The organism is Pseudooceanicola endophyticus (genome assembly GCF_018760365.1).
In the GTDB taxonomy this organism is placed as follows: Bacteria; Pseudomonadota; Alphaproteobacteria; order Rhodobacterales; family Rhodobacteraceae; genus Pseudooceanicola; species Pseudooceanicola endophyticus.
In genome coordinates this window covers 628,147-649,790 of the sequence record NZ_JAHIAB010000001.1, presented here as the reverse complement: position 1 = coordinate 649,790, position 21,644 = coordinate 628,147, and the positions used below count along the sequence as shown (strand labels likewise).

Here is a 21,644-nt window from a genome sequence, read left to right as displayed (position 1 = left end):
TTATTTCGAAGCGTCTGCACCGGGCGAGGCCTGGGCCTCGGCATCGGTCTTGCGTTCCTGCGGGACCACCGTCGCGCCGGGGGCGGCGCTTTTCATGCCCGCCACGATGACCCGGTCGCCGGCGGCGACGCCCCCGGTCACCACCCAGTCGCTGCCCTGGTCCTGAAGCACCTTCAGCGGGTGGGGTTCGACCTTGTTCTCGGCGTTCACCACCAGGGCGGTCGGGTTGCCGCGCCGGTCGCGGCTGACGGCCTCCTGGGGCACCAGGAAGACGTTCTCGACCCGGGTCGTCGGCATTTCCACCTGGACATACATGCCCGGCAGCAGCACGCCGTCGGGATTGGGGAACTGCAGCCGCAGCACCACCACGCCGGTCTGTTCATCGACATGGGGCTCGGCGGCGGTCAGCTTGCCGGTCTGCTCATAGGTGCTGCCATCGGCCAGCGTCAGCGCCACATCGGCATCCTCCACCGCCTGCACGCCCTGGCCGCGGCGCCATTGCAGCAGCTCTGCCGCCGACTGGGTCACATCGACCGAAACCACGTCCAGCTTGCGGATCGTGGCCAGCGCGGTGGTCTGGCTGGCGGTCACCAGCGCCCCCTGAGAGACGTCCGACAGGCCGATGCGGCCCGACAGGCGGGCGCGCACCTCGGTATGGTCCAGCTCGATCTGGGCCGAGCGCAGCGCGGCCTCCGCGACGCTGACCTGCGCGCGCGCGGTATCACGCGAAGAGGTCGCCTCGTCCATCGATTGCTGGGTCGACACGCCCCGGTCGCTCAGAGCCGAGACCCGGTCGAAGTCGCGCTCGGCGGCGCGCAGCGTCGCCTGGGCCGAGGTGACGGAGGCCCGCGCCTGGTCCACTGCCGCCTGGTAGGTCGTGGCGTCGATCTTGTAGAGCACCTGGCCCTCGCTCACGTCCGAGCCTTCCTGGAACAGGCGTTCGGTGACGATGCCGTTGACCTGCGGGCGCACCTCGGATTCCGCGAAGGCCCGCACCCGGCCCGGCAGGGTCGAGGTCAGCGTCAGCGATTGCGGCTCAAGGGTTACGACGGTCACGGCGCCGGGCGGCATCTGGCCGCCCTGTTGCGCCTGGGCGGTCGTTCCGGCCAGCAGGGCAAGCGCAAGGGGGAGCGCCCGCAGGGAGGCGAGGCTGAAGTGGGCCATGACCGGCTCCTTCTCGGAGTTGTGAGGGGAAAGCGCTTGGAGCGCGCCCGCGGATGTAATACAAGACTCGGAAGTCTTTTAAATGCTGCGGGAGAAATTTCGCAAGACAATTCACGTACCGGCGAGGAAATGACCGGTCCGGAAGGGAACGGTGATGACGGGGCAGGCAGAGAAGGAAACCGCATCGGTCTGCGGTGCGGCGCGTGGCCGCAAGGGGCGCCCCGTGGTCATGGAAGCCTCCGAGCGGCGGCAGAAGATCCTGGATGCGCTGGACGACCTGTTTCACGAGGTGGGGCTGGCGGGCATGACCATGTCGGCCGTGGCCCGGCGCGCCGGCATGTCGAAGCAGACCCTCTACGGGCTGTTCCAGGACCGCGACAGCCTGTTCGAAGCCTATCTGGAACAGCGTTTCTGCCATGGCGATCCGGAGGCCTGCTGCCTGGACGACGACCGCGACCTGAGCGCGCGGCTGCGCGACATGTTCCGCTTCGATCAGCCCTGCGATGCCTGGGAACTGCCGATCGCGCTGTTCCGCCTGGCGGTGGCCGAGGCGCAGAACCATCCCCGGCTGGCACGGCGCTGCCTGGAGGAGGGACCGCGTTACAAGCAGCAACGCCTGAAATACGAGCTGGAGCGGGCCTGCGCACGCGGCGAGCTGAGCGTGCGCGACACCGATGCCGCCTCGGCGCTGCTGCTGGACATGCTGCATCTGTCGGTGCTGGAAACCCTGATCGACACCCATCACCGCCCGTCCCCCGCCGCCTGGGAGGCCCGTTTCAATCTTGGACTGAGCGTGTTCCTGAAGGGCATCAGCTGATCCGGCACGCGGCGGGCCGGATGTGCCCGTTGTCCCGCACGCATCGCGTGTGCCAGCCCGCCTGACGTGATCCGTTCGCTTCCGGGCGCACCCCGCGCCCTGATGGACCCTGGCCGCCGGCAAGGCCTTGCTAGGATGTCTGGCCCGACATGATCTTTTCAGAGCCAAGAGCCAAGAGCCAAGAGCCAAGAGCCAAGAGCCAAGAGCCAAGAGCCAAGAGCCAAGAGCCAAGAGCCAAGAGCCAAGAGCCAAGAGCCAAGAGCCCGGCGAACTGGTGCGGCAGGTTGAAACCGGATGAACGGCGCCTTGCGAGACAGCGGGTTCGCTGCTTTTTGCCCTGTCCCTGTCCCTGTCCCTGTCCCTGTCCCTGTCCCTGTCCCTGTCCCTGTCCCTGTCCCTGTCCCAGCTTTCTTCTCTGACGCTGCTTCCGCCTTCGGTCCGGATGCAAGTTCCGGCGGCGCCCGGAGGGAGGGGGCCGTCCGTCCCGTGTCTCCCGGCCATTCGTGCCGAAGTGGGGTGTGCGCGCCGCCCTGTTGGGCGGGATCCGGAGCGCCTTGCCCCGTGACGCGGCGCGGGCGACAGCGCCGGGGCGGACATCAGAACAGCTCGACCTGGGGTTCCTCCGGCGTGCCCGGCCCGCCGCCGGCATGGGCGCGGCGCTGGCTGTCCATCACGTAGCCGCCCGACAGGCCCCCCAGAAGGCGCTCCAGCTCGGGCTCGGTCTCGGCCAGCGGAGCTCCGCGTTCCGAGACCGCCCGCAGGGTCTTCAGGCAGCCGATGATCGTTTCGATCTGCTGGCGGATGATATCGCCGTATTGCGCCGTCGCCATGGCCGCGCGGATCGCCTGTTCGACATCCTGCCCGGCCTGCTGGGAATGCTCCACGTCGGCGCGGTTGTTCTCGATCAGCGCGGCATAATCCGTGGCCAGCTGGCGCAGTTTCACCCGCATTGATTCCAGAAGCGTCACCTGGTCCGCCAATCTCTGGCCGATCTCGCCCTTGTGGCGGTCGCGGCTGTCCTGCTTGCGGGCGGCATGGGACTGAACGGTGCCGCGCGCCGATTGCAGCAGCGGTTCCATCCGCAGGGTCATGTTGTGGGTTTCCAGCGCCAGCCCGCGGATCGCCTGTGCGATGACCGAAAAGCCCGCGCCCGCCTCGCCGGCGCGGGCGGCGGCAATGGCGGCATTGATCGACAGGAGGTCGATTTCCTTGGCGATGCGGCTGATCGTGCCCAGCTCCTTGTGCAGTTCGGAAATCGACGTCTCGACCTCCTGCAGGGCATTGGTCGAGGCCGCATATTCCACCTGGATCGACTGGTTGAAGCCGATGGCGGTGTTGATCGCCTCGTCGATCACGGTGCGGTCGTCGGCATGTCCCTCGGCCATGGCGTCGATCTGGGTCAGCTCGGCCAGGGCGGCGCTGTGCTGATGGTTGGCCGAGCTGACCCGGGTTTCGATGTCCATCAGTCGGGTGATGAAATCGGTGCTGGAACGGTTGGTGTCCTCGACCGCGTTCAGGGCCAGCCGTTCGAGGATCTCCATCAGCGCGGCCAGATGGGGCGCCGACAGGCCGACGGCGGGCGGGGGCTGGCGCACAAGGGGAAGGATCCGGGCGCTCTCCTCGGGGGCATCCGGGGGCGCTTCGGGCGGGGCAGGGGCAGGGGGGCGCCCGGTCAGATGCAGGGTCAGGACAGCCGCGACCAGCACCAGCCCGGCCACGGCAAGCGGGGGCAACAGCAATGCGCCCATGCCCGAGAGCGCGGCCAGCATCAGGCCGGCCAGAAGGGTTCGGATCGCCCGCACGCGCATCGCTCAGCCGTTCGGAAGCAGCTTCTTCAGCACGCTTTCCAGCTGGACCGGATCGGCGGGCTTGACCAGCCAGCCGGTGGCGCCGGCGGCCTTGGCCTCCTCGCGGCGGTCCCGCTGGGATTCCGTGGTCAGCACCAGCATCGGGGTAAAGCGGTGCTGGGCCATGGCGCGCAACGCCCGGATCAGCTCTGCGCCGTTCTTGCCGGGCATGTTGAAATCCGTGATCACAAGGTTCGGCCGGCTGCCACCCGAGACGCTGCGCAGCGCCTCCTCGGCGCTGGCGGCCTTCATCACGCCGTAGCCGAACCGGCTGAGCAGCTGTTCCATGCTCATCAGCACCGTCGGGCTGTCATCGACTATCAGGATCGTACTCATCTCTCACTCCGTTTCCTGGGGCCGGGCCGCGGCGAGGAAGCCGCGCCAGTCCTGCGCGTTGCCGATCCCGTCGAGGGCAGGGCGCAGGGCCAGCAGCACCTGCAGCACCGCCAGATGCGCCGAGCCGCAACCCGAGACATCGACGCGCGGCGCCGGCGTGCGGCGCAGCCAGGCCAACAGGTCCTCGGCCTCGGTGATCTCGGCATGGCCGTGCAGCACCGCGCGGTCCTCGGTCAGTTCCAGCGGCATGACAGTACCTCCGACAGGTTCAGGGCCAGCAGGACCGAGCCGTCCCCCAGAAGGGCGGTCCCGGCGAAACAGTTGACGCCGTTCAGGATGCCCTCCATCGGTTTCACGACCGCCTCGATGCCGGCGTGGAAGCGATCCACCACCAGCCCGACCTCGTTTCCGTCGACGCTTACGACCATAATGTTGATTTCCGGTTTCACCTCGCCGGGATCTTCGGGCGGGCAGCCGAACAGGTCGCGCAACCGCAGCAGCGGGATCATCCGCTGGCGCAGCAGGATCGTTTCCTCGTGACGGTGGCGGTGGATTCGGTCGCGGGTCAGGCGCTGGCTCTCGACGATCTGGTCCACCGCCACGCCGTAAAGTCCGCCGCCGACCTCGATCATCATCAACCGCTGCACCGCCATAGACAGCGGCAGGCTGACCCGGACCGTGGTGCCCTGGCCGGTCCGGCTGCTGAGTGCGATGGTCCCGCCGACGCGGCGCACCATGCTGGCCACCACGTCCATGCCCACGCCGCGCCCTGACAGGTCCGAGATCTCGTCCCGGGTCGACAGGCCGGCGCGGAAGATCAGCTGCATCCGCGCCTCCTCGGTCATGGTGTCCAGTTCGGCGGCGTCGATCAGGCCCTTTTCCAGCGCCTTGGCGACCACCCGGTCCAGGTCGATGCCGCGCCCGTCGTCGCCGATCTCGATCACAACGTGATCGTCGCGCTGGCTGGCCGACAGGCGCAAAGTGCCCTCCTCGGGCTTGCCGGCGGCGCGGCGTTCGGCGGGCGTCTCCAGCCCGTGGTCGATCGCGTTGCGGATCAGGTGCACCATCGGGTCGGCCAGTTCCTCGACGATGGCCTTGTCGGCCTCGGTCTCCTCACCGGTGATCTCCAGCCGGATCCGCTTGTCGAGCTTGCGCGCCAGGTCCCGGACCAGCCGGTTGAAGCGGCTCAGCACGGTGCCGACCGGTACCATGCGGATCTGCATCACGGCGGTCTGCAGCGCATCTGCGATGCGGTTGATGGCGTCATGCTGGGCCTTGATTTCGCGTGCGAGGGCGCGGGGGTCCTCCATCTCCTCGGCCTTGCGGATCAGGAAGGGCATGGCGTTCTTGGCGACGATCAGCTCTCCGGCCAGGTTCATCAGCTGGTCGATCCGTTCCGCGTCGACGCGGATCGGCGCGGCCTTGCGGGGGGCGGCCTGGGCCGGGTCCGGCGCCTCTGCGGGGGGCGGTGGCTGCGGCGCGGCCACGGGGGGGCCGGGCAGGGCGGGTGGCGGCGCGCTGAGGCTGTCGGACAGCGCCCGCGCCAGATCGGCCAGCGCTCCGGCAGCACCGGCCTCCCCGGGGTCGAGCGCCGCGAGTTGCCCGGCGATCCCGGCCTGGCCGAGGGCCCTGGCCGCGCGCATCAGCACGGTACGCGCGGTGCCCTGCCGCGCCGGGCGCTGCGCCTCGGGGGCCCCGGCCTCCAGCAGGCGCAGCTGCGAGGTGCAGAGCGCCCGGGCCATGTCGGCCAGCACGGCGCCGGGCCCTTCTGCGGGATGCGGCGGGGGCGCGCGGTCGGGCAGGGCCTCGATCCGGACCTGATCGGCGACATAGAGGAAATGCGCCTCCAGCTCGGCCAGGGGGGCGGTGCTGACCAGCTGGAAGCCCAGCAGTGCGGTGAAAGGATCGAAGGCCTCCGGATCCGGCCAGACCTCGGGCGGCAGGGTCCGGCACCAGCCGCGTCCGGGCGTGGTCATCACCGTCAGCAGCGGGTCGTCGCCGGAATAGAAGACCTCCGGATGCGGCTGGTAGGTGATCAGATGACAGCCGGTGCCGTGACGCAGCGCCTCGGGAACGGCCTCGGGCCAGTCGGTGCGGGGGGAGAGATCGGGCGACAGCACCACCGGCGCCTCCGCCGCCTCGATCAGATGGGCCCGCAATGCCTGCGACAGCGCCTCTCCGACCCCGGCGGCCTCCTCGGTCAGCCCGCCGCTGGTCTCCAGCGCCTCCAGCCATTCGCTCATCTGGTCGAGCATCCGCAGCAGCTGGTCCGCGAGTTCGGCATCGAAGGGGACGTCGCCGGCGCGCACCGCGTCCAGAACGTCCTCTCCGGCATGGACGATGCGGGTGAAGGGCGCGATCTCGAACAGGCCCGAGGCGCCCTTGACGGTGTGCACGGCGCGGAACAGCCCGTCGAGATGTTCGCTGTCCGATGGCGCGGCCTCCAGCGCCAACAGGGCCCTGGAGGCCTGTTCGATCAGGTGCCGGGTCTCCTGGATGAACTGGGTCAGAAGCGGGCTCATGCCGGAACCTCCGGGGCGAGAAGCGCGAGCAGGGCCCGCAGGTCCCCGGGACGCGCCGGTTTCACCAGGTAGTGGTTGGCGCCCGCCGCGAAGGCCTTGTCACTGTCGAGCACCTGCGCCTCGGTGGAGATCATCACCGCCGGCACCTGGCCCAGGGTCTCGCTGCTGCGGGCGGCGGCGATGAAGCGGTAGCCGTCCATCACCGGCATGTTGACGTCGACGAACATCACCTCGACCGGCTGGCCAATGACGCGCTCCAGCGCCTCCATGCCGTTCTCGGCCTCGATGACATCCCAGCCGGCTTCCTCGATCAGGCCGCGGTGGTACATCCGCACGGTGGTCGCATCATCCACCACCAGGGCCAGCGGGCGACGGGGTTCGGATCGGTCTTCGGTCATGACAGGCCCCTCTGGTAGACGATGGCTTGGGGAAACTTCCGGATCGTGAACAGAGAGGAGATCCGGCTCATGCTTTCGGAATGGCCCAGAAACAGGAACCCGCCGGGGTTGAGCGCATCATAGAGCGCATCGGTCGCCATCCGGCGCGAGGTATCGTCGAAGTAGATCAGCATGTTGCGGCAGAAAATGACGTCGTAGTTGCGCAGGCTGCGGGCTTCCTCGGGGTTCGAGAGGTTCATCCGGAACAGATCGACCGCGCCGCGCAGCTCCTCGGAAATGCGGAAGCGGTTGCCGGTCTCGGCGGTGAAATGCTGGGCCAGGACGGCGGGGGGCACATGCTGGACGCTGCGGGCGCCGTACAGCCCGTCGCGGGCGCGGGCCAAGACCTCGGTGTCGATGTCGCAGCCGGCCAGTTCCACGTCGTGCTGCGCCAGGCCGGGCCAGTCGGCGATCAGCGACAGGGCGATGGAATAGGGTTCCTCCCCGGTCGAGCAGGGCAGAGACAGGATGCGGATCGGTCCCTTGCGGCGGCGGCGGATCTCGACCACCTCGTCCAGCACCGGGCCGGTCAGGCAGCGGAACTGGTGCTCTTCCCGAAAGAAGTAGGTCTCGTTCACCGTCATCAGGTTGACGATGTTCTGGAATTCCTTCTGCGAGGCCTCGAAGCGCATCTTGACGAAATAGTCGCGAAAGGAGGGCGCGCCGGTTGCCTCGATCCGCTTGAGGATGCGCTTGTCGACGAAGTAGCGCTTGCTCTCGTCGAACTCGATCCCGGTCTTCTTGTAGAAATATTCCCGGAACAGGCCGAAATCCTCGGCGCTGAGGGCGGTGACGCTCATCGTGGCCCCTCCGCGTCGAGGGCGCGGATGCGGCGGATCACCAAATCGGCGGCAAAGCCGATGTAGGGTTCGGCGGCAAAACGGGTGCGCGCCGCCTCCAGTGCCGGCAGATGCGCGGGGGTGCCGATCTCGGCCAGCCGGTCGATGGCGACGCCGGCCACGTTCACATGGGTCTCGCGCAGCAGCAGGTCGTGCAGCCAGTGCGGCGCCTCCGGGTGCGGCAGCAGGCGCAGCACGTCCACCGCCATGATCCGCATGTCGGGATCGGGATCGCTCAGCAGGTCGGCCATGTGCAGCGCCACCTCCTGCGAAAGCTGCTGCAGGGCGGTCACCGCCTCATTGCGCCGCCCGGCATCGTCCTGGCGCAGCATGGCGATCAGCGTCGCGGTGACCCGGGCGCCGCCGAAGCCGGTCAGCGTGTCCAGCAGCGCCCGGCGCACCGCCGGATCCTCCTCGCGTTCCAGCTGACGGATCAGCGCCGCCTCGGCCTCGGGCACGCCGATCAGGTCGCGCGCGGCCTGGCGGCGGGCATAGGCGGTGCCCTCGGCCAGGGCCTTCAGAATGGCGCTGCGGCTGGGCTTGCGCCGGGGATGCGACGGCTCGGACGGAGAGGAAATCAGCGGCATCAGGGGGTCCTTTCGGCGGCGGTCTGGGACCAGCGCAGGATCTGATCCGCGATGCGGTAGGACGGCAGCACCTTGGTGGCGCCGTCGCGGGCGATCAGCTGTTCCGGCATGCCGAAAACGGCCGCGGTTTCCGCCGATTCCGCGATGGTGCGGCCGCCGCCGTCATGCAGGGCGGCCATTTCCGCCGCGCCGTCATTGCCCATGCCGGTCAGCATCACCGCCAGCATCCGGTCGGCTGCCACGTGATCCAGCGCCGAGGCCACCAGGCGGGAGACGCTGGGATGCCAGACGTAGCGGTCATCGGCGGCGACCGGGTGTACGGCCAGGCCCATGCCGCGCGGCCTGAGTTCCAGGTCGGCGCCACCGGTGGCGATATAGGCAGTCCCGGGTTCCAGCAGCTGGGCCGAGGTCACTTCGGTCACCCGCAGCGCGCAGGAGTCGTTCAGCCGCTGCGAGAAGATGCGGGTGAACCGTTCCGGCATGTGCTGGGCGACGACGATGGGGATCGGGAAATCCACGGGCAGCGCCTCCAGGATGGCGCCCACGGTCTTCGGCCCGCCGGTCGAACTGCCGATCAGCAGAACATCCGCCGGCGCATGGCGGCGCAGCGCCCGGCGCGGCGGCGGAGCTGCGGCAGGGCGGGGCCGGGGCGGAGGAGGGGCCGGTGCTCTCCGCACCGGGCGCATCCCCATCGCCGCTCGGACCTTGGCGCGCAGCTCGTCGAAGACCCGATCGAGGTTCAGCGACACCGTGCCGCCGGGCTTGGCGACGAAATCCACCGCCCCCAGCTCCAGCGCCTCGAAAGTGGCCAGCGCCCCCTTCTCGGTCAGCGATGAGACCATGATGACCTTGGCGTCGCAGTCCTCGGTCAGGTGGGCAAGGCAGGTCAGCCCGTCCATCTTCGGCATGTTGATATCGAGCGTGATGACGTCCGGCTGGAATTCCCGCGCCTTTTCAAGTGCATCCTCGCCGTCCCGGGCGGTCATCAGCTCGATCTCGGGGTCCTCGGCGAAGCATTGCTGCAGCACCCGGCGCATCAGGGCGGAATCGTCGACGATCAGCAGTTTCATCTCCGGTCCTCCCGATCCGCTCAGGGCAGGGTCGCTTCGGCGCGCAGGGCTTCCAGCTCGGCGTCGTCCGCCATCAGCGCCCGGGCATCGAGGACCAGCACCATGCGGGCGCCGTTCTGCAGGCTGGCCACGCGCCCGACCAGCCGGTCCGCCTCCTTCGACAGCCGGGGCGAGGGTTCCATGGCACTGGCGGGCACGCGCAGCACCTCGGCGACGCTGTCGACGATGTAGCCGGTGCGGATGCCGTCGACGTTCAGCACCAGGATGCGCTGACGGTCGCCACGCTCGGTCGGGGCGATGCCGAAGCGGCGGCGCATCTCGACCACCGGCAGGACCATGCCGCGCAGATTGATGATCCCCTCCACCGTCTCGGGCGCCTTCGGGACGCGGGCCAGGGTCTCGGGGACGCGGATGATCTCCTGAACGGAATGGATGTCGACCCCGAATTCCTGGGTGTCGAGCTGGTAGACCACCAGCTGGGTCTCCTCGGTTTCGCCCGTGTTCATGACGGTTTCCTCCTCTCCGGGGTCCGAGCCGGCCTCCCGCGTGCCCTGGGCCAGGGCGGCGACGTCGCGCAGCGTTGGCAGGTCGAAAAGTGCGCTTCCCGAGAGAACCGAGACCAGCCGCTGGCCGCCGTCGAGCTGGCAGACCGCCTCGATCTCCTGGCGTTCGGCCCCCCGCAGCACGCCCGGCAGCGGATCGCGGGCCGAAGCGGGGACCCGCAGCACCTCGCGGACCTGGTCGACCACCACGCCGACGCGCAGGTCCTCCTCCGCGCTCTGGCCCAGGCGCAGCACCACCACGCGGTTGCTGTCGCTGCGCGATCCCGCCGCCAACCCGAAGATGCCGCGCAGCGACACCAGCGGCAGCAGCCGGTCGCGCAGCGTGATCAGCCCCAGCACATGGGGCGCGTTGCGCGGCACGACCGAGATCTTTTCGGGCACGCGGACGATCTCGTCGACGCTGTCGATCGGGAAGGCATATTCCTCTTGGGCGATCATCAGGCTGACCAGCTGGACGGTGTCGTCCTCCGCCTCGTTCACGGGCGGCGGCTGGACCGCAGCGAGGGCCGCGACACGGGCCGGATCGCCCCGCGCCTCGGCCTCGGGGAATTGCTGTGCGATCACCAGGGCGGGGTCGAGGATCTGGATCAGCTCGGTGTCGTCATGGCTTTTCACCACGCCGGTCAGCATGTCGACCTGTACCGCCCTGTCGACCTGACGTGCCGGTTCGATCTGCGCCTCGGAGACATTGGTGACGCGGGCCACGCGATCCACCAGCAGGCCCACCGACTGGCCGGCATTCACCACGATCACGCGGGAGGCTTCCTCCGGGGCCTGGACCGGAAGGCCGAGCGCGCCGCGCAGATCAACCACCGGCAGCACCACGCCGCGCAGGTTGGCCAGCCCGATCAGCGCCGGCGGAGTCATCGGCACGGCCACGGTATCGGGGACGCGGATGATCTCCTGCACCATGTCGATGGGGAAGGCAAAGCACTCTCCGCGCAGGAAGAATGTCACGTATTGGCGGGTGGCCTGATCCTCTGCCTCCTCGGTCAGCGCGGCGGCGGGATCCTCTTCCAGCACGTCATCGGTCAGGGTCATGGGTCGTCCTCCTGCCTGGGCGGGGTCCGCGGGACCGGAGCCTCACGCGCTCTGAAGTTCGTCGGCGATGGCCGCGATGCTGTCGATGGTGGTGGCCAATTCCTCTCCGCCGTTGCTTTGCTGACGGGCGGCGGCGGCGGCCTGTTCGGCGGCGGTGCGCGCCTGTTCGGCGGCCGAGGCGATCTGCTCCATCCCGCGCTTGGCATCGGCGACGGCGCGGGTGATTTCCAGGCAGGCGTTCTGGATCTCCTGGTTGCCGCCGATCACCGAAGTCATGTCGCTGGCCACGGTGACCAGCTGGGTGGTGGTGACCGTGGCGCGCTCGACCTCGGCCAGAGAGGCCTCGGCCGTGGCCAGAAGATCCGAGCGCACCACCCCGATCTGGTCCTGGATGCCCTTCACCATGTCCTTGATCTGCTCGGCATTGACGGCAGCGTCATTGGCCAGGTTCTGGATGTCGGTCGAGACCACGGCAAAGCCCTTGCCGTATTCGCCCGCCCGTGCGGCCTCCACCGCGCCGTTCACCGCCAGCATGCTGGTCTGGATCGCCACATTGGCGATGGCATCGACGATCTTGTCGATCTTGCGGCTGATCAGCTCCAGCTCCTGGATCTCCTCGACGGATTTCTGCGCCGCATCCATTGCGCCGGAAATGCCGGTGATCATCGCGTCGATGCTGGCCTTGTTGCTTTCCAGCAGCGTGCGGATCGCCTCGCCCTTCTCCAGCGCGGCAGAGGAACGCGATTCCGCGAGCGCCGAGTTGGTCTCGATCTGGCCAATGCCGGCGACGCCCTGTTCCACCGCTGCCGACTGCGCCGAGGCGGTATCGGCGATCTCGCGGATGGCGCCCATGATCTGGCTGCTGGCGCGGTTGAGCTCCTGGATGGAGGCGGAAAGTTCCTCGGCGGCGGCGGCGACCTCCTCGGAGGACTTGGCAATGTCGGTGGAGGTCTTCAGCTCGTCCGAGAGATCGTCCAGTTCGGCGGCGGCGCGCTCGGCCTCGGCCAGGGCCTGGGCCTGCATGTCCACCGCCTTGCGGGCCTGCTGGGCGCCTGCGGACTGTTCCTCGGCGGCGGCGGCCACCTCCTCGGCGCCCTTCTGGGCCTGGGCGGCGGCGGTGCCCATCTCCAGCGCGGCCTCTGCCAGTTCGCGCGCGCCGACCATGATCTCCGTCATGTCGGCCTTGATCTCGTCCAGCTGGGCGGTGACGCGGCGGCCCTTCTCGACCTCGGTCGCGGCGGCCTCCGCCGACTGGCGCACCCCGTCCGAGATCTGCTGCGCGCCGGTCTGGATCTGGCGGATCAGCGTGTCGATGTTGGTGGCGTTCTTCTCCGAAGCCTCGGCCAGGGTGCGCACCGTGTCGGCGACCACGGCGAACCCCTTGCCGTGCTTGCCGGCCCGCGCCGCCTCGATCGCGGCATTCAGCGCCAGCAGGTTGGTCTGGTCGGCGATCCGGATCACCTGGTTGACGGCCTCGATGATGCCCTTGGCCTGGCTTTCCAGCTCTTCCATCTTCATGACCGAGGCCGACTGCCGGCGCGAGGCCCGGCCGACGTTGTCGATCATCAGGGCGACGCTGGTATTGGTTTCCTCCAGCAAGGCCTGAAGCTTCTGGGTGGTATCGCGTGAGGTCTCCGCCATCTCCCGCTGCAGGCCGACCCGGCGGCTGATCTGGGTCATCGCGGCGGCGCTTTCCTCGCTCGCCGAGGCGGCCTCCTCGGCGCCGCTGGCAATCTGCTGCATCGCCTGGGACAGTTCCTCGGTTGCGGCGCTGGCCTGCGAGACCCCGGTGTTGAGATCGGCCGAGGCCCCTGCGATGCGTTCGGCGGCCTGCTGCTGGCGGGCCAGGGTGCGGGCGCGCTGGCGCTTCTGGTCGGCGGCGGCGCGGGGGCGGCGGTCGCTTGCGGCGGCCTGGAAATCGGCATCCAGGGCCTCCTCGCGGGGGGCGGGGGTGGTGGAATTCTGCTTCTTCACAAGAGCCATGTGATCGTTCTCCCGGGGCGTTGGCCGGCATGCCGGAACGCCAGGAGCGACCCGACGGATGCGGCGCCTTGGCGTCGCAGCAGGAGATAAGACCGGGACCTTAATCAGTGGTTGAGACCCGCCGGGAAGATCCGGAAGACGCGAGGGATCTGCCCGGCGGGGGCCCCGGGGGAAGGCGCCGGCTTCAGGGGCCGGTGCAGAGCGTGGCGCGCGACAGCACCGGCTGGCCGGCCTCGGCCATGAAGGCGCGCAGGCCCAGCTCGTCCAGCATCAGGATGCGGTAGCAGGGATTGCCGCCGGTCCAGTCCGGCGTCGGGCTGTCGAGGTCGGTGATGAAGCGGTGCGAACAGGCCTGACCCGAGCTGTAGGAGATTCCTTCCGGAGAGGTGCCCGCCATCGGGATGTGGATATGGCCGAAGACGATATGGCGCACGCCGGGGCCATGGGCGGCCAGCCGGGCGATCAGGCGCCCCTCGTCATGCAGGGAAATGTCGCGGAAATGCCGGATGCCGTCGCCGATCGGGGGATGATGCACGAAGACGGTGACCGGCAGCGCTCCGGCGCCGCGCAGCGCATCGTCGAGGAACTCCATCCGGTCGGCGTCGAAGATCCCGCCGATGACGCCCGCGCCGTGGGTATCAAGGAAGATCAGCCGCCCGAAGGGCGTGTCGCGCCAGTCCTGGACATAGCCGTTGGCATCCAGCGGATGCTTGGGGAAGGCGGCGATGAAATTCGGCCGGTCGTCGTGGTTGCCCAGCAGCAGCTGCACCGGGAAGGGCAGGTCCGCAAGCAGGTCGCGCAGCAGGGCATAGGCCTCGGGGTCGCCGTGGTTGCACAGGTCCCCGGTGATCACCAGCAGGTCGGCATCGCCGTGCCTTGCGGTGATGTCGGCCAGGGCGGCGCGCAGCTGCGCCTCCGGGTCCATGTGGTAGGCGGGGCTGCCCGGGGGCATCAGGTGGGTGTCGGTCAGCTGGATGATCTTCATGGTGTCCTCGAAACGGCAAGGGATGCGGAAGGGCCCCCTCCCGCATCCCGGTCAGGGCCTTGGCCCCGGGCTCAGTTCATCAGGCCGTTGGTCGCTTCGACCATCTGCGCGAGCCCGTCTTCGGGAGAGACCTCGCCGCGCATGACGGTGCCGATGATGTCGCGCTGCGTGCGCCAGATCCGGACCGAGTCACCGCCCGGATAGCCCGCCCAGGGCAGGGACTTGTCGGCCTGAAGGGAGGCGGTCTTCACGTTCGGATGCTCGGCGTAGTAGGGCGCGAGGTAGTCGGCGCCGGTGGCGTTCTTGTTGGTCGGCAGGTAGCCGGTGATGCGCACGATGACGTTCTGCGCCTCGGGGCCGGTGATCCATTTCAGGTACTTCCAGGCGGCGGCCTGCTTGTCCTTGTCCTGGGTCAGGATCACGGCAGAGTTGCCACCCGTCGGCACGCCGCCCTTGGCCTTGTCATCCAGCGGGAAGGTCGCGGTGGTCAGCTGGAACCGATCGCCGACCAGCCCTTCGATGGTCTGCACATGGGCGGGGGTCGAGACCATGAAGCCGGTCTTGCCGGCGCCGAACTGCTGACGCGCCTGATCCCAGTCCAGCGTCGGGGCGCCGGCCTCGGTCACCATCTGGCGGATCATCTTCAGCGCGTTCAGGCCGATCTCGTTGTCGAAGGCGACCTTGCCGGTCTTTTCGTCGACCAGCTTACCGCCCTGTTCGAAGATCAGCGCCTGCCACAGCCAGTCATCGGGCCAGCCGGCGATGTCATAGGCCATGCCGGCGACATCGGGGTGCATCTCGTGGATCTTCTTGCCGAGGGCGATGAGGCCCGGCATCGTGTCGGGCATATGGGCGGGATCGGCGCCCGCTTCCTTCACCAGATCGGCGTTGATGTAGAGGATCGGCGAGGAGGCATTGACCGGCAGGCCGTACTGCTTGCCGTCGATCTGGCCAAGCGCCGCCATGTTGGGCGTGTAGTTGGCATCCAGGAAAGCCTGGCCACCATCGGCCTGAATGAACGGCCCCAGATCGGTGATCTGGCCGCGCGGTGCCAGCGTGTGCACCAGCTCGGCCGTCAGGTTGTAGCCCGAGAAGTAGACATCCGGCAGCTCGCCCGTCACGGCCGAGCGCAGCACCTGCGCCTGGCCGTCGGTGTAGTTGGCGGCGGGCGCCAGGAAGTTGATCTTCACGCCGGGATTGTTCTTTTCGAACTCTTCCGCCAGCGGCTGATGGAACTTGGTGAAGCCGGGCATGTTGTAGAGGACGTTCAGGGTGACGTCCTTGGCCATGGCGGGAACGGCAAGGCCCATCAGGGCGACGCCCGCGCTCAGGCCGCGCAGCAGGGAACGACGGTTCGGTTTCATCGTGATCTCCGGGGTTTGCAGGGAGGTTGCGAAAGGCGGCGTCACTTGACGCCGGTCATGGTGATGCCCGCGATGAATTGCTTGCGGGCCAGGAGGAAGCAGATGACGATGGGCGCCGTGATCAGCGTGGCGCCCGCCATCAGCGCGCCGTAGTTGGCGCCGGTTTCCGCGTCTGAGAAGAACAGCATCCCCAGCGGCGGCGGCGCGAGCTCGGTCTTGGTGACGACGATCATCGGCCAGTAGAGGTCGTTCCAGTGCGCCACGATCGAGAAGACCGCGAAGGCGGCCAGTGCGGGCAGCGAGGCGCGCAGCACCAGGCCCCAGCAGATCTCCATCTCGGAGAAGCCATCCATGCGGGCGGCTTCCAGGATCTCGTCGGGGTAGGAGCGGAAGGACTGGTAGAACAGGAAGATCGCGAAGACCGACAGGAAGAACGGCGCCATCATCGCGAAATAGGTGTTGAGCATATGCGTCTTGGCCAGCCCCACGAAAAGCGGCAGCGCGAGGGCCTGCATCGGCACGCAAAGCGCGGCAATGACCATCGACAGCAGGATCCGGCGGCCCGGAAAGCGCAGCTTGGCCAGCGCATAGGCGCAGGGCACGGCGGTTGCGACCTGCACGATCAGGATGCCGCCGCAGACGATCACCCCGTTCAGCATGAAGCGCGCCATGGGCACGGAGGTCGCAGCCTGGGTGAAGTTCTCGACCCCGGCGAAATGCTTCGGGATCGGCCAGAGCGAGATGTCGAAGACCTCGGCCGGGGGGCGGATCGCGGTCAGGCCCATCCAGTAGAAGGGCAGCAGCATCACCACGGCGCCAAGCGCCAGCACAAGATGGGGCAGGTATCGGCGCAGCATCAGTAATGCACCTTCTTTTCAAGCTTCAGCGTCTGCCCGATGGACAGCACCAGCACGATGGCGAGGAAGATCAGCGTCAGCGCCGCCGCATAGCCGGTGTTGGAATAGTCGAACCCTTCGAGGTAGAGCGCATAGAGCAGCGTTTCCGATCCGGCGCGGCCCTTGGTCAGCACGGCGACGGTCTCGAAGACCTTGAAGGCGGTGATCGAGGTGGTGACGGTGACGAACATCGTCGTCGGCCCCAGCATCGGCCAGGTCACGGTCAGGAAGCGGTCGATGGGGGATTTCGCGCCGTCCAGCCGGGCGGCCTCCAGCAGGTCCTTCGGGATCGCGGTCAGCCCCGCGAGGAACAGCACCATGTTGAAGCCCACCACCTGCCAGGTGCCGATCAGCGCCAGCGTCGGGATCAGCAGCTTCGGGTTCCCGAGGAAGGAAACCGGATCGAAGCCCAGGAAGGTGATCGCGGCATTGACCGGGCCCAGCGTCGGGTGCAGCAGGAACTGCCAGACGGTCGCCATGGCGACCAGCGTGGCGGTCACGGGCAGGAAATAGGCGAATTCCCAGAACCCCCGCGTGCGCTTGCGCCCATGCACCAGAAGCGCCACGCCAAGCCCGAGGAAGATCCCGCAGGGGATGACGATCGCGGCATAAAGGACCGTGTTGCGCAGCGCCCGCAGGAAGACCGGATCGGCGAAGGCATGGGCAAAGTTTTCCAGCCCGATGAAGTGCCAGTTCAGCGCGCCCAGCCGGTAATCGGTCAGCGAGAAGCCCCCCAGCACCAGCAGCGGGACGATGTAGATCGCCAGCAGCAGCAGGCCGGCGGGCAGGGCAAAGAGGATCCCCTTGCGCAGGCGGCGGTCCTCAAGGCTGCGGGGACGGGCGGCGGGGGCCATGTCGGCCATGTCGGTCACGCTCATGCGGCGACCCGTTCGCGCCGGGTGACGCTGGCGCGGCGGCCCTCGGCGTCGAAAAGATGCGCGGCCTCGCCGTTCATCGCCAGGTGCAGGCGCTGGCCTTCGGCGGGGGCGGGGTGCAGGGTCGGCTGGCGCAGGGTCAGGCGCAGATCCTCGCCGCCCTCGACCCGGGCCCCGATGTAGCGATCGGCGCCGTGGGTTTCGCAGCGCAGCACCTGCACCGGCAGGCCCTGTTCGGCGATCCGCAGATCCTCGGAGCGCAGGCCCAGGGTCAGCGGCCCGCGTGCCGGGGTCGACAGCCCGGTATCGGTGCCGAAAAGATGCACGCGGCCCTCGGCATCGGCCTCGGCGGGCAGCAGGTTGATGGTGGGCGACCCGATGAAGCGCGCCACCGTCAGGGTGGCGGGGCTGTGATACAGCTCATCCGGGGTGCCCAGCTGTTCGATCCGGCCCTCCGACATCAGCGCGATGCGGTCGGACATGGTCATCGCCTCGATCTGGTCGTGGGTCACGTAGATGAAGGTCGCGCCCAGCCGCTTGTGCAGCGCCGCCAGCTCCTCTCGCATATGGGCGCGCAGCTTGGCATCGAGGTTGGAAAGCGGCTCGTCCATCAGGAAGGCGGCCGGGTTGCGCACCAGCGCGCGGGCCAGCGCCACCCGCTGCCGCTGGCCACCCGACAGCTGCGCGGGCTTGCGATCCAGCAGGGCGGTGATCTGAAGCGTCTCTGCGGCGTCTTCCACCGCGCGGGCGATCTCGCTCCGCAGGGCGGCGGGGGTCAGCAGGCGCCCGATCAGCGGCAGGCGCTGCGCCAGCGTCATCTGGCGCATCCGCAGCGGCGTCGCGATGTTCTGGCGCACGCTCATGTGCGGATAGAGCGCGTAGCTCTGGAACACCATCGCCAGGTTGCGATCGCTCGGGTCGGCTTCGGTCACGTCCTGCCCGTCGATGGCGACGCGGCCGCGGTCGGGGCTTTCCAGCCCGGCGATCATCCGCAGCAGGGTCGATTTCCCGCAGCCCGACATGCCCACGAGCGAGACGAACTCGCCGGGGTTCACGCTCAGGTCGATGCCCCGGAGGACGGGCGTGGCGCCAAAGCTCTTGTCGAGCCCGGTCAGGGTAAGGGAACGGGCCATGGGGCCTCCTGCGGATGTCTTCACCCGCAGGGCTTTGGCGCCCGATGGTAAAGGTCCGGCGACAGGGACATGAAAGTTTCATGGCGCCGGGGCCGGACCTTGGGGCAGGGGCGGCGGATCAGACGATCTGGTTGACCAGCGCCGTCTCTCCGGCCCAGAGCCGGTCGAGGTTGCGCACCAGAAGATCGACCACATTGGCCTCGTAGCGCCGGGTTTCCCCCGCCGCATGAGAGGTCAGAACGACGTTCTTCATGGACCAGAGCGGGCTGTCGGCGGGCAGCGGCTCGGTCGCGGTGACGTCCAGCCCGGCGCCGGCGATCCGGCCTTCGTTCAGTGCCGCGATCAGCGCCGGTTCATCGACGCAGCCGCCGCGCGCCACGTTGACCAGCAGCGCGGTGGGCTTCATCGCCGCAAGGGCGGCGGGGCCGATCAGCCCGGCGGTCTCCTCGGTCAGCGGGCAGCTGAGGACCACCACGTCGGCCTCGGGCAAAAGCTGGGGCAGGTCGGCCAGCCCATGCACCGCATCGGCATGGCCTGCCCCCTTCGTGGGATCGCGGCGCACCCCGATCACCCGCATGTCGAAGGCCCGGGCCAGCCGGGCGATGCGGTCGCCGATGCCGCCGGTCCCGACGATGACCATGGTCTTGCCGGGCAGCTCGTCCTCGCGGATCGCGGCATCGGGGATCTCGGGGCGCCAGTAGCCCCGGGTCTGGTTGTCGCGCGCCAGCGCCAGCTGCCGGGTCAGCGACAGCAGCAGCCCGAGCGCATGTTCTGAGACCGCGTTGACATTCACCCCCTGACCCGAGGCCAGCCGGATGCCGCGCGCCGCCAGCGCATCGCGGTCGTACTGGTTGGTGCCCGAGCTGACCGACTGGATGAAGCGCAGCCTCGGCGCCAGCGCCAGCAGCTCGTTTTTCCAGAAGCCCGAGGCGACCAGCACATCGGCTTCCGGCAGGGCCTCGGCCAGGGCCTCGCGGGTGGTGACCTGCCGGCTGGTGATGCCGAGGCCCCGGGCATCGAAGACCGGTTTCATGTCGTAGGCGTTGTGGGCAAAGAGGATCTTCAGGCTGTCGCGGGGCGGCAGCGGGGCAGTCTGGGTCATCGGGTCTGTCCTGTCGGTCTGGGGGGCCGGGCGCGCCGGCTGTCCGGGGCCAGACTAGGGGTTGTGAGGCGCAGGGAAAGCCCGTCCGTGCCCGGCAGGGCCTGCGGGGCGGGGGGCGCGTCCGGCAAACCCGGTTCCGGGGCCCGGAAAACGGGCGCTTGCGCGGGGCGGTGCGCCTTTACCCGATCTACAGGGACTGCGGCTAAGCCGGGGGCGCACTGCCTTAGAAAGAGGACCCTTGATGGCAAATGCCCATGCGCCCCGTATCGACGCCCCGCCGCCCTGCGATCCCGACACGCTGGTCCGGCGCGCCCGGCTGACCCCGATGACCGATGGCGGCCTGCGCACCGCGGACCTGCTGGAGCAGGCGCTGGAGCGCGATCCCCGCCATCATGAGGCGCAGATCCTGAGGGAGCGTCTGCACCAGATGACCGTGCCGCGCTGGCATTTCCCGATGCTGGCCGATGCGGTGCGCAACCGGGCCTATGCAGAGGCGATCGCCGCCAGGGTGCGGCCCGGGGACATCGTTCTGGACATCGGCTGTGGGGCCGGGCTGACGGCGATGCTGGCGGCGCGGGCGGGGGCGCGCCATGTCTACAGCTGCGAACAGACGCCGCTGATCGCCCGGGCGGCCGAGGCGGTGATCGCGGCCAACGGGCTGTCGGACCGCATCACGGTGATCCCGAAGATGTCCCATGCGCTGATCCTCGGTGAGGACCTGCCCGAACCCGCCGACGTGGTGATCTCTGAGATCGTCGATACCGTGCTGCTGGGCGAGGGGGCGCTGGCGACGCTGGTCCATGCCATGAGGGCGCTGGCCCGTCCGGGCGCGCGCACGGTGCCGGACTGGGGCGGGCTGACCGCGCAGCCGGTGCAGGGGGGCGCATTGTGGGACCTGTGGCGGCCCGCCCGGGCCGAGGGGTTCGACCTATCCGCCTTTCACGGCTTTGCCGGGCTGGCCCGGCTGACCCCGAACGATCTTGCGGCGACGGCGCTCAGGCCTCTGGCCCCGCCGCAGGCGCTGTTCACCTTCGATTTCACCCGGCCCGACCTGGCCGCCGGGCGCTGCGACACCGCGCTGACCTGCACGCAGGCCGGCCTGGCCCACGCGGTTCTGGTGTCCTTCACCCTGCAGCTGGCCGAGGGGATCGTGCTGGGCAATGGCCTGGAAGACGGCGGCCACTGGGGCCGCACGGCCTTCCTGCTGCGCCGCCCGATGCCGGTGGTGCCGGGCAGCGCCCTGCGCATCTGCGCGCAGCACGACGCCGCGCAGCTGAGCCTTCTGGTAGAGGAAGAGGGCGGCGCGAGCGGTCCGGTGGCCTGTCCGTCGCCCCGCGCGGCGGCCCGGGCCTGACCCCGGGCCTGCCGGATCAGGTCCAGTCGTCGCTGTCGTCGAAGCCGCCGGCGTCATCGAAGCCGGTGCTGTCGAAACCGGTATTGTCGAATTGCGGAGCCTGGTTGGCGGCTGCGCCCGTGGGATCCTGAAGGATCTCCTCGCGTTCGACGATGACTTCCTCGGGTCCGCCGAAGCCGCCCAGCCCGCCATGGTGGCCGAACATGCTGCCGACGACCTCGCCCAGCATCACGCCGCCGGCGACGCCAAGCGCGGTCTGCGCGGCGCCGCCCAGGAAGCTGCGCTGCTGCGGGGCCTGCTGGGGTTGCTGCTGCCAACCGGTGGCCGCGGGGGCGGCAGCCGGTGCGGCCCCGCCGCGCGGCACCGAAGGCACGGCGCCGTAGCTGCGCGGCGCGGGCTCTTCGCGCGGGCCGGCCCCGAACAGGCCGGACAGGAAGGAGCCGGTGCCGCGATTGTCGGACTGGCGGGCGGCGGCCAGGTCGGCCTCGGCCTGGCGCAGCTTTTCTTCGGCCAGCTTCAGCGCATGTTCCTGGGTGATCACGGTCTGGGCCAGGTAATAAAGCGCACCGGGATGGCGCGCGGCCTGCTCTGAAATGAAACGCTCTGCCTCGCCGTCACGGGCGGGGAAGCGGCGCTCCACCTCGGCAAGCTTGTCGAACAGGGTCTGGATGGCGGTCTTGTCGTTGGTGTCCATGTCACTCTCCTTCGGACCGGCCCCGCAGGGCGGAA

20 protein-coding genes are annotated in these 21,644 nt (G+C 69.0%); 2 read left to right on the top strand and 18 right to left on the bottom strand.

The window, feature by feature from the left end:
* Complete coding sequence (locus tag KM176_RS03185; protein WP_160896344.1) at positions 1-1,164, bottom strand: efflux RND transporter periplasmic adaptor subunit; 1,164 nt, start codon at positions 1,162-1,164, stop codon at positions 1-3.
* A 154-nt stretch (positions 1,165-1,318) separates the two neighbouring features.
* On the opposite strand from KM176_RS03185, the gene KM176_RS03180 reads away from it, so the two are divergent.
* Positions 1,319-1,981: a TetR/AcrR family transcriptional regulator gene (locus tag KM176_RS03180; protein WP_236045139.1), complete on the top strand. Its 663-nt coding sequence runs from the start codon at positions 1,319-1,321 to the stop codon at positions 1,979-1,981.
* Positions 1,982-2,577: 596 nt separating this feature from the next.
* On the opposite strand, the gene KM176_RS03175 is transcribed toward KM176_RS03180, so the two are convergent.
* The 16 genes from KM176_RS03175 to KM176_RS03100 all read right to left on the bottom strand — a co-directional run bounded on the left by KM176_RS03175 (position 2,578) and on the right by KM176_RS03100 (position 19,561).
* Positions 2,578-3,783 (bottom strand): methyl-accepting chemotaxis protein, encoded by a 1,206-nt coding sequence (locus KM176_RS03175; protein WP_160896345.1) that lies wholly within the window; start codon positions 3,781-3,783, stop codon positions 2,578-2,580.
* Between the two features lie 9 nt (positions 3,784-3,792).
* Complete coding sequence (locus KM176_RS03170; RefSeq protein WP_160896346.1) at positions 3,793-4,164, bottom strand: response regulator; 372 nt, start codon at positions 4,162-4,164, stop codon at positions 3,793-3,795.
* Positions 4,165-4,167: 3 nt separating this feature from the next.
* Positions 4,168-4,413, bottom strand: coding sequence for a hypothetical protein (locus KM176_RS03165; RefSeq protein ID WP_160896347.1), 246 nt, complete (start codon positions 4,411-4,413; stop codon positions 4,168-4,170).
* Positions 4,398-6,686 carry a chemotaxis protein CheA gene (locus KM176_RS03160; protein ID WP_160896348.1) on the bottom strand — a complete coding sequence of 763 codons (2,289 nt, stop codon included), beginning with the start codon at positions 6,684-6,686 and terminating at the stop codon, positions 4,398-4,400. Before KM176_RS03160 ends, KM176_RS03165 begins: the two co-directional genes overlap by 16 nt.
* The gene (locus KM176_RS03155) at positions 6,683-7,084 is read right to left on the bottom strand and encodes a response regulator (RefSeq protein WP_160896349.1); all 402 of its coding nucleotides are present in this window, start codon (positions 7,082-7,084) and stop codon (positions 6,683-6,685) included. The genes KM176_RS03160 and KM176_RS03155 overlap by 4 nt, the downstream gene beginning before the upstream one ends.
* Positions 7,081-7,923: a CheR family methyltransferase gene (locus KM176_RS03150; protein WP_160896350.1), complete on the bottom strand. Its 843-nt coding sequence runs from the start codon at positions 7,921-7,923 to the stop codon at positions 7,081-7,083. Before KM176_RS03150 ends, KM176_RS03155 begins: the two co-directional genes overlap by 4 nt.
* Entirely contained in the window at positions 7,920-8,549 is a 630-nt protein-coding gene (locus tag KM176_RS03145; protein WP_160896351.1) for a HEAT repeat domain-containing protein, read from the bottom strand. Before KM176_RS03145 ends, KM176_RS03150 begins: the two co-directional genes overlap by 4 nt.
* On the bottom strand, positions 8,549-9,619 hold the full coding sequence (gene cheB, locus KM176_RS03140) for a chemotaxis-specific protein-glutamate methyltransferase CheB (RefSeq protein ID WP_160896352.1): 1,071 nt from the start codon (positions 9,617-9,619) through the stop codon (positions 8,549-8,551). Before cheB ends, KM176_RS03145 begins: the two co-directional genes overlap by 1 nt.
* Positions 9,620-9,639: 20 nt before the next feature.
* Positions 9,640-11,223, bottom strand: a complete 1,584-nt coding sequence (locus tag KM176_RS03135; protein WP_160896353.1) for a chemotaxis protein CheW — start codon at positions 11,221-11,223, stop codon at positions 9,640-9,642.
* Positions 11,224-11,265: 42 nt separating this feature from the next.
* A complete protein-coding gene (locus tag KM176_RS03130; RefSeq protein WP_160896354.1) occupies positions 11,266-13,206 on the bottom strand; it encodes a methyl-accepting chemotaxis protein in 1,941 nt (646 codons plus the stop codon).
* Positions 13,207-13,390: 184 nt separating this feature from the next.
* Complete coding sequence (locus KM176_RS03125; RefSeq protein ID WP_160896355.1) at positions 13,391-14,191, bottom strand: phosphodiesterase; 801 nt, start codon at positions 14,189-14,191, stop codon at positions 13,391-13,393.
* 71 nt (positions 14,192-14,262) lie between these two features.
* Positions 14,263-15,555: an ABC transporter substrate-binding protein gene (locus KM176_RS03120; RefSeq protein WP_160896356.1), complete on the bottom strand. Its 1,293-nt coding sequence runs from the start codon at positions 15,553-15,555 to the stop codon at positions 14,263-14,265.
* A gap of 41 nt (positions 15,556-15,596) precedes the next feature.
* Positions 15,597-16,412: a carbohydrate ABC transporter permease gene (locus KM176_RS03115; RefSeq protein ID WP_160896357.1), complete on the bottom strand. Its 816-nt coding sequence runs from the start codon at positions 16,410-16,412 to the stop codon at positions 15,597-15,599.
* Positions 16,412-17,329 (bottom strand): carbohydrate ABC transporter permease, encoded by a 918-nt coding sequence (locus tag KM176_RS03110; RefSeq protein ID WP_160896358.1) that lies wholly within the window; start codon positions 17,327-17,329, stop codon positions 16,412-16,414. Before KM176_RS03110 ends, KM176_RS03115 begins: the two co-directional genes overlap by 1 nt.
* The gene (locus KM176_RS03105; protein WP_160896359.1) at positions 17,326-18,459 is read right to left on the bottom strand and encodes an ABC transporter ATP-binding protein; all 1,134 of its coding nucleotides are present in this window, start codon (positions 18,457-18,459) and stop codon (positions 17,326-17,328) included. Before KM176_RS03105 ends, KM176_RS03110 begins: the two co-directional genes overlap by 4 nt.
* 118 nt (positions 18,460-18,577) lie before the next feature.
* The gene (locus KM176_RS03100; protein ID WP_202398012.1) at positions 18,578-19,561 is read right to left on the bottom strand and encodes a D-2-hydroxyacid dehydrogenase; all 984 of its coding nucleotides are present in this window, start codon (positions 19,559-19,561) and stop codon (positions 18,578-18,580) included.
* 241 nt (positions 19,562-19,802) lie between these two features.
* On the opposite strand from KM176_RS03100, the gene KM176_RS03095 reads away from it, so the two are divergent.
* Entirely contained in the window at positions 19,803-20,915 is a 1,113-nt protein-coding gene (locus KM176_RS03095) for a 50S ribosomal protein L11 methyltransferase (protein ID WP_160896360.1), read from the top strand.
* Positions 20,916-20,931: 16 nt separating this feature from the next.
* On the opposite strand, the gene KM176_RS03090 is transcribed toward KM176_RS03095, so the two are convergent.
* Positions 20,932-21,609 carry a DUF2076 domain-containing protein gene (locus tag KM176_RS03090; RefSeq protein WP_160896361.1) on the bottom strand — a complete coding sequence of 226 codons (678 nt, stop codon included), beginning with the start codon at positions 21,607-21,609 and terminating at the stop codon, positions 20,932-20,934.
* Between the last annotated feature and the right edge of the window lie 35 nt (positions 21,610-21,644).

What these genes read in the sequence shown, in the direction of transcription:
- KM176_RS03095 (WP_160896360.1), top strand. Translation starts at nt 19,803, where the DNA reads ATGGCAAATGCCCATGCGCCCCGTATCGACGCCCCGCCGCCCTGCGAT.
- KM176_RS03145 (WP_160896351.1), bottom strand. Translation starts at nt 8,549, where the DNA reads ATGCCGCTGATTTCCTCTCCGTCCGAGCCGTCGCATCCCCGGCGCAAG.
- KM176_RS03110 (WP_160896358.1), bottom strand. Translation starts at nt 17,329, where the DNA reads ATGAGCGTGACCGACATGGCCGACATGGCCCCCGCCGCCCGTCCCCGC.
- KM176_RS03150 (WP_160896350.1), bottom strand. Translation starts at nt 7,923, where the DNA reads ATGAGCGTCACCGCCCTCAGCGCCGAGGATTTCGGCCTGTTCCGGGAA.
- KM176_RS03100 (WP_202398012.1), bottom strand. Translation starts at nt 19,561, where the DNA reads ATGACCCAGACTGCCCCGCTGCCGCCCCGCGACAGCCTGAAGATCCTC.
- KM176_RS03130 (WP_160896354.1), bottom strand. Translation starts at nt 13,206, where the DNA reads ATGGCTCTTGTGAAGAAGCAGAATTCCACCACCCCCGCCCCCCGCGAG.
- KM176_RS03185 (WP_160896344.1), bottom strand. Translation starts at nt 1,164, where the DNA reads ATGGCCCACTTCAGCCTCGCCTCCCTGCGGGCGCTCCCCCTTGCGCTT.
- KM176_RS03090 (WP_160896361.1), bottom strand. Translation starts at nt 21,609, where the DNA reads ATGGACACCAACGACAAGACCGCCATCCAGACCCTGTTCGACAAGCTT.
- cheB (WP_160896352.1), bottom strand. Translation starts at nt 9,619, where the DNA reads ATGAAACTGCTGATCGTCGACGATTCCGCCCTGATGCGCCGGGTGCTG.
- KM176_RS03115 (WP_160896357.1), bottom strand. Translation starts at nt 16,412, where the DNA reads ATGCTGCGCCGATACCTGCCCCATCTTGTGCTGGCGCTTGGCGCCGTG.
- KM176_RS03120 (WP_160896356.1), bottom strand. Translation starts at nt 15,555, where the DNA reads ATGAAACCGAACCGTCGTTCCCTGCTGCGCGGCCTGAGCGCGGGCGTC.
- KM176_RS03135 (WP_160896353.1), bottom strand. Translation starts at nt 11,223, where the DNA reads ATGACCCTGACCGATGACGTGCTGGAAGAGGATCCCGCCGCCGCGCTG.
- KM176_RS03105 (WP_160896359.1), bottom strand. Translation starts at nt 18,459, where the DNA reads ATGGCCCGTTCCCTTACCCTGACCGGGCTCGACAAGAGCTTTGGCGCC.
- KM176_RS03125 (WP_160896355.1), bottom strand. Translation starts at nt 14,191, where the DNA reads ATGAAGATCATCCAGCTGACCGACACCCACCTGATGCCCCCGGGCAGC.
- KM176_RS03180 (WP_236045139.1), top strand. Translation starts at nt 1,319, where the DNA reads ATGACGGGGCAGGCAGAGAAGGAAACCGCATCGGTCTGCGGTGCGGCG.
- KM176_RS03165 (WP_160896347.1), bottom strand. Translation starts at nt 4,413, where the DNA reads ATGCCGCTGGAACTGACCGAGGACCGCGCGGTGCTGCACGGCCATGCC.
- KM176_RS03155 (WP_160896349.1), bottom strand. Translation starts at nt 7,084, where the DNA reads ATGACCGAAGACCGATCCGAACCCCGTCGCCCGCTGGCCCTGGTGGTG.
- KM176_RS03160 (WP_160896348.1), bottom strand. Translation starts at nt 6,686, where the DNA reads ATGAGCCCGCTTCTGACCCAGTTCATCCAGGAGACCCGGCACCTGATC.
- KM176_RS03170 (WP_160896346.1), bottom strand. Translation starts at nt 4,164, where the DNA reads ATGAGTACGATCCTGATAGTCGATGACAGCCCGACGGTGCTGATGAGC.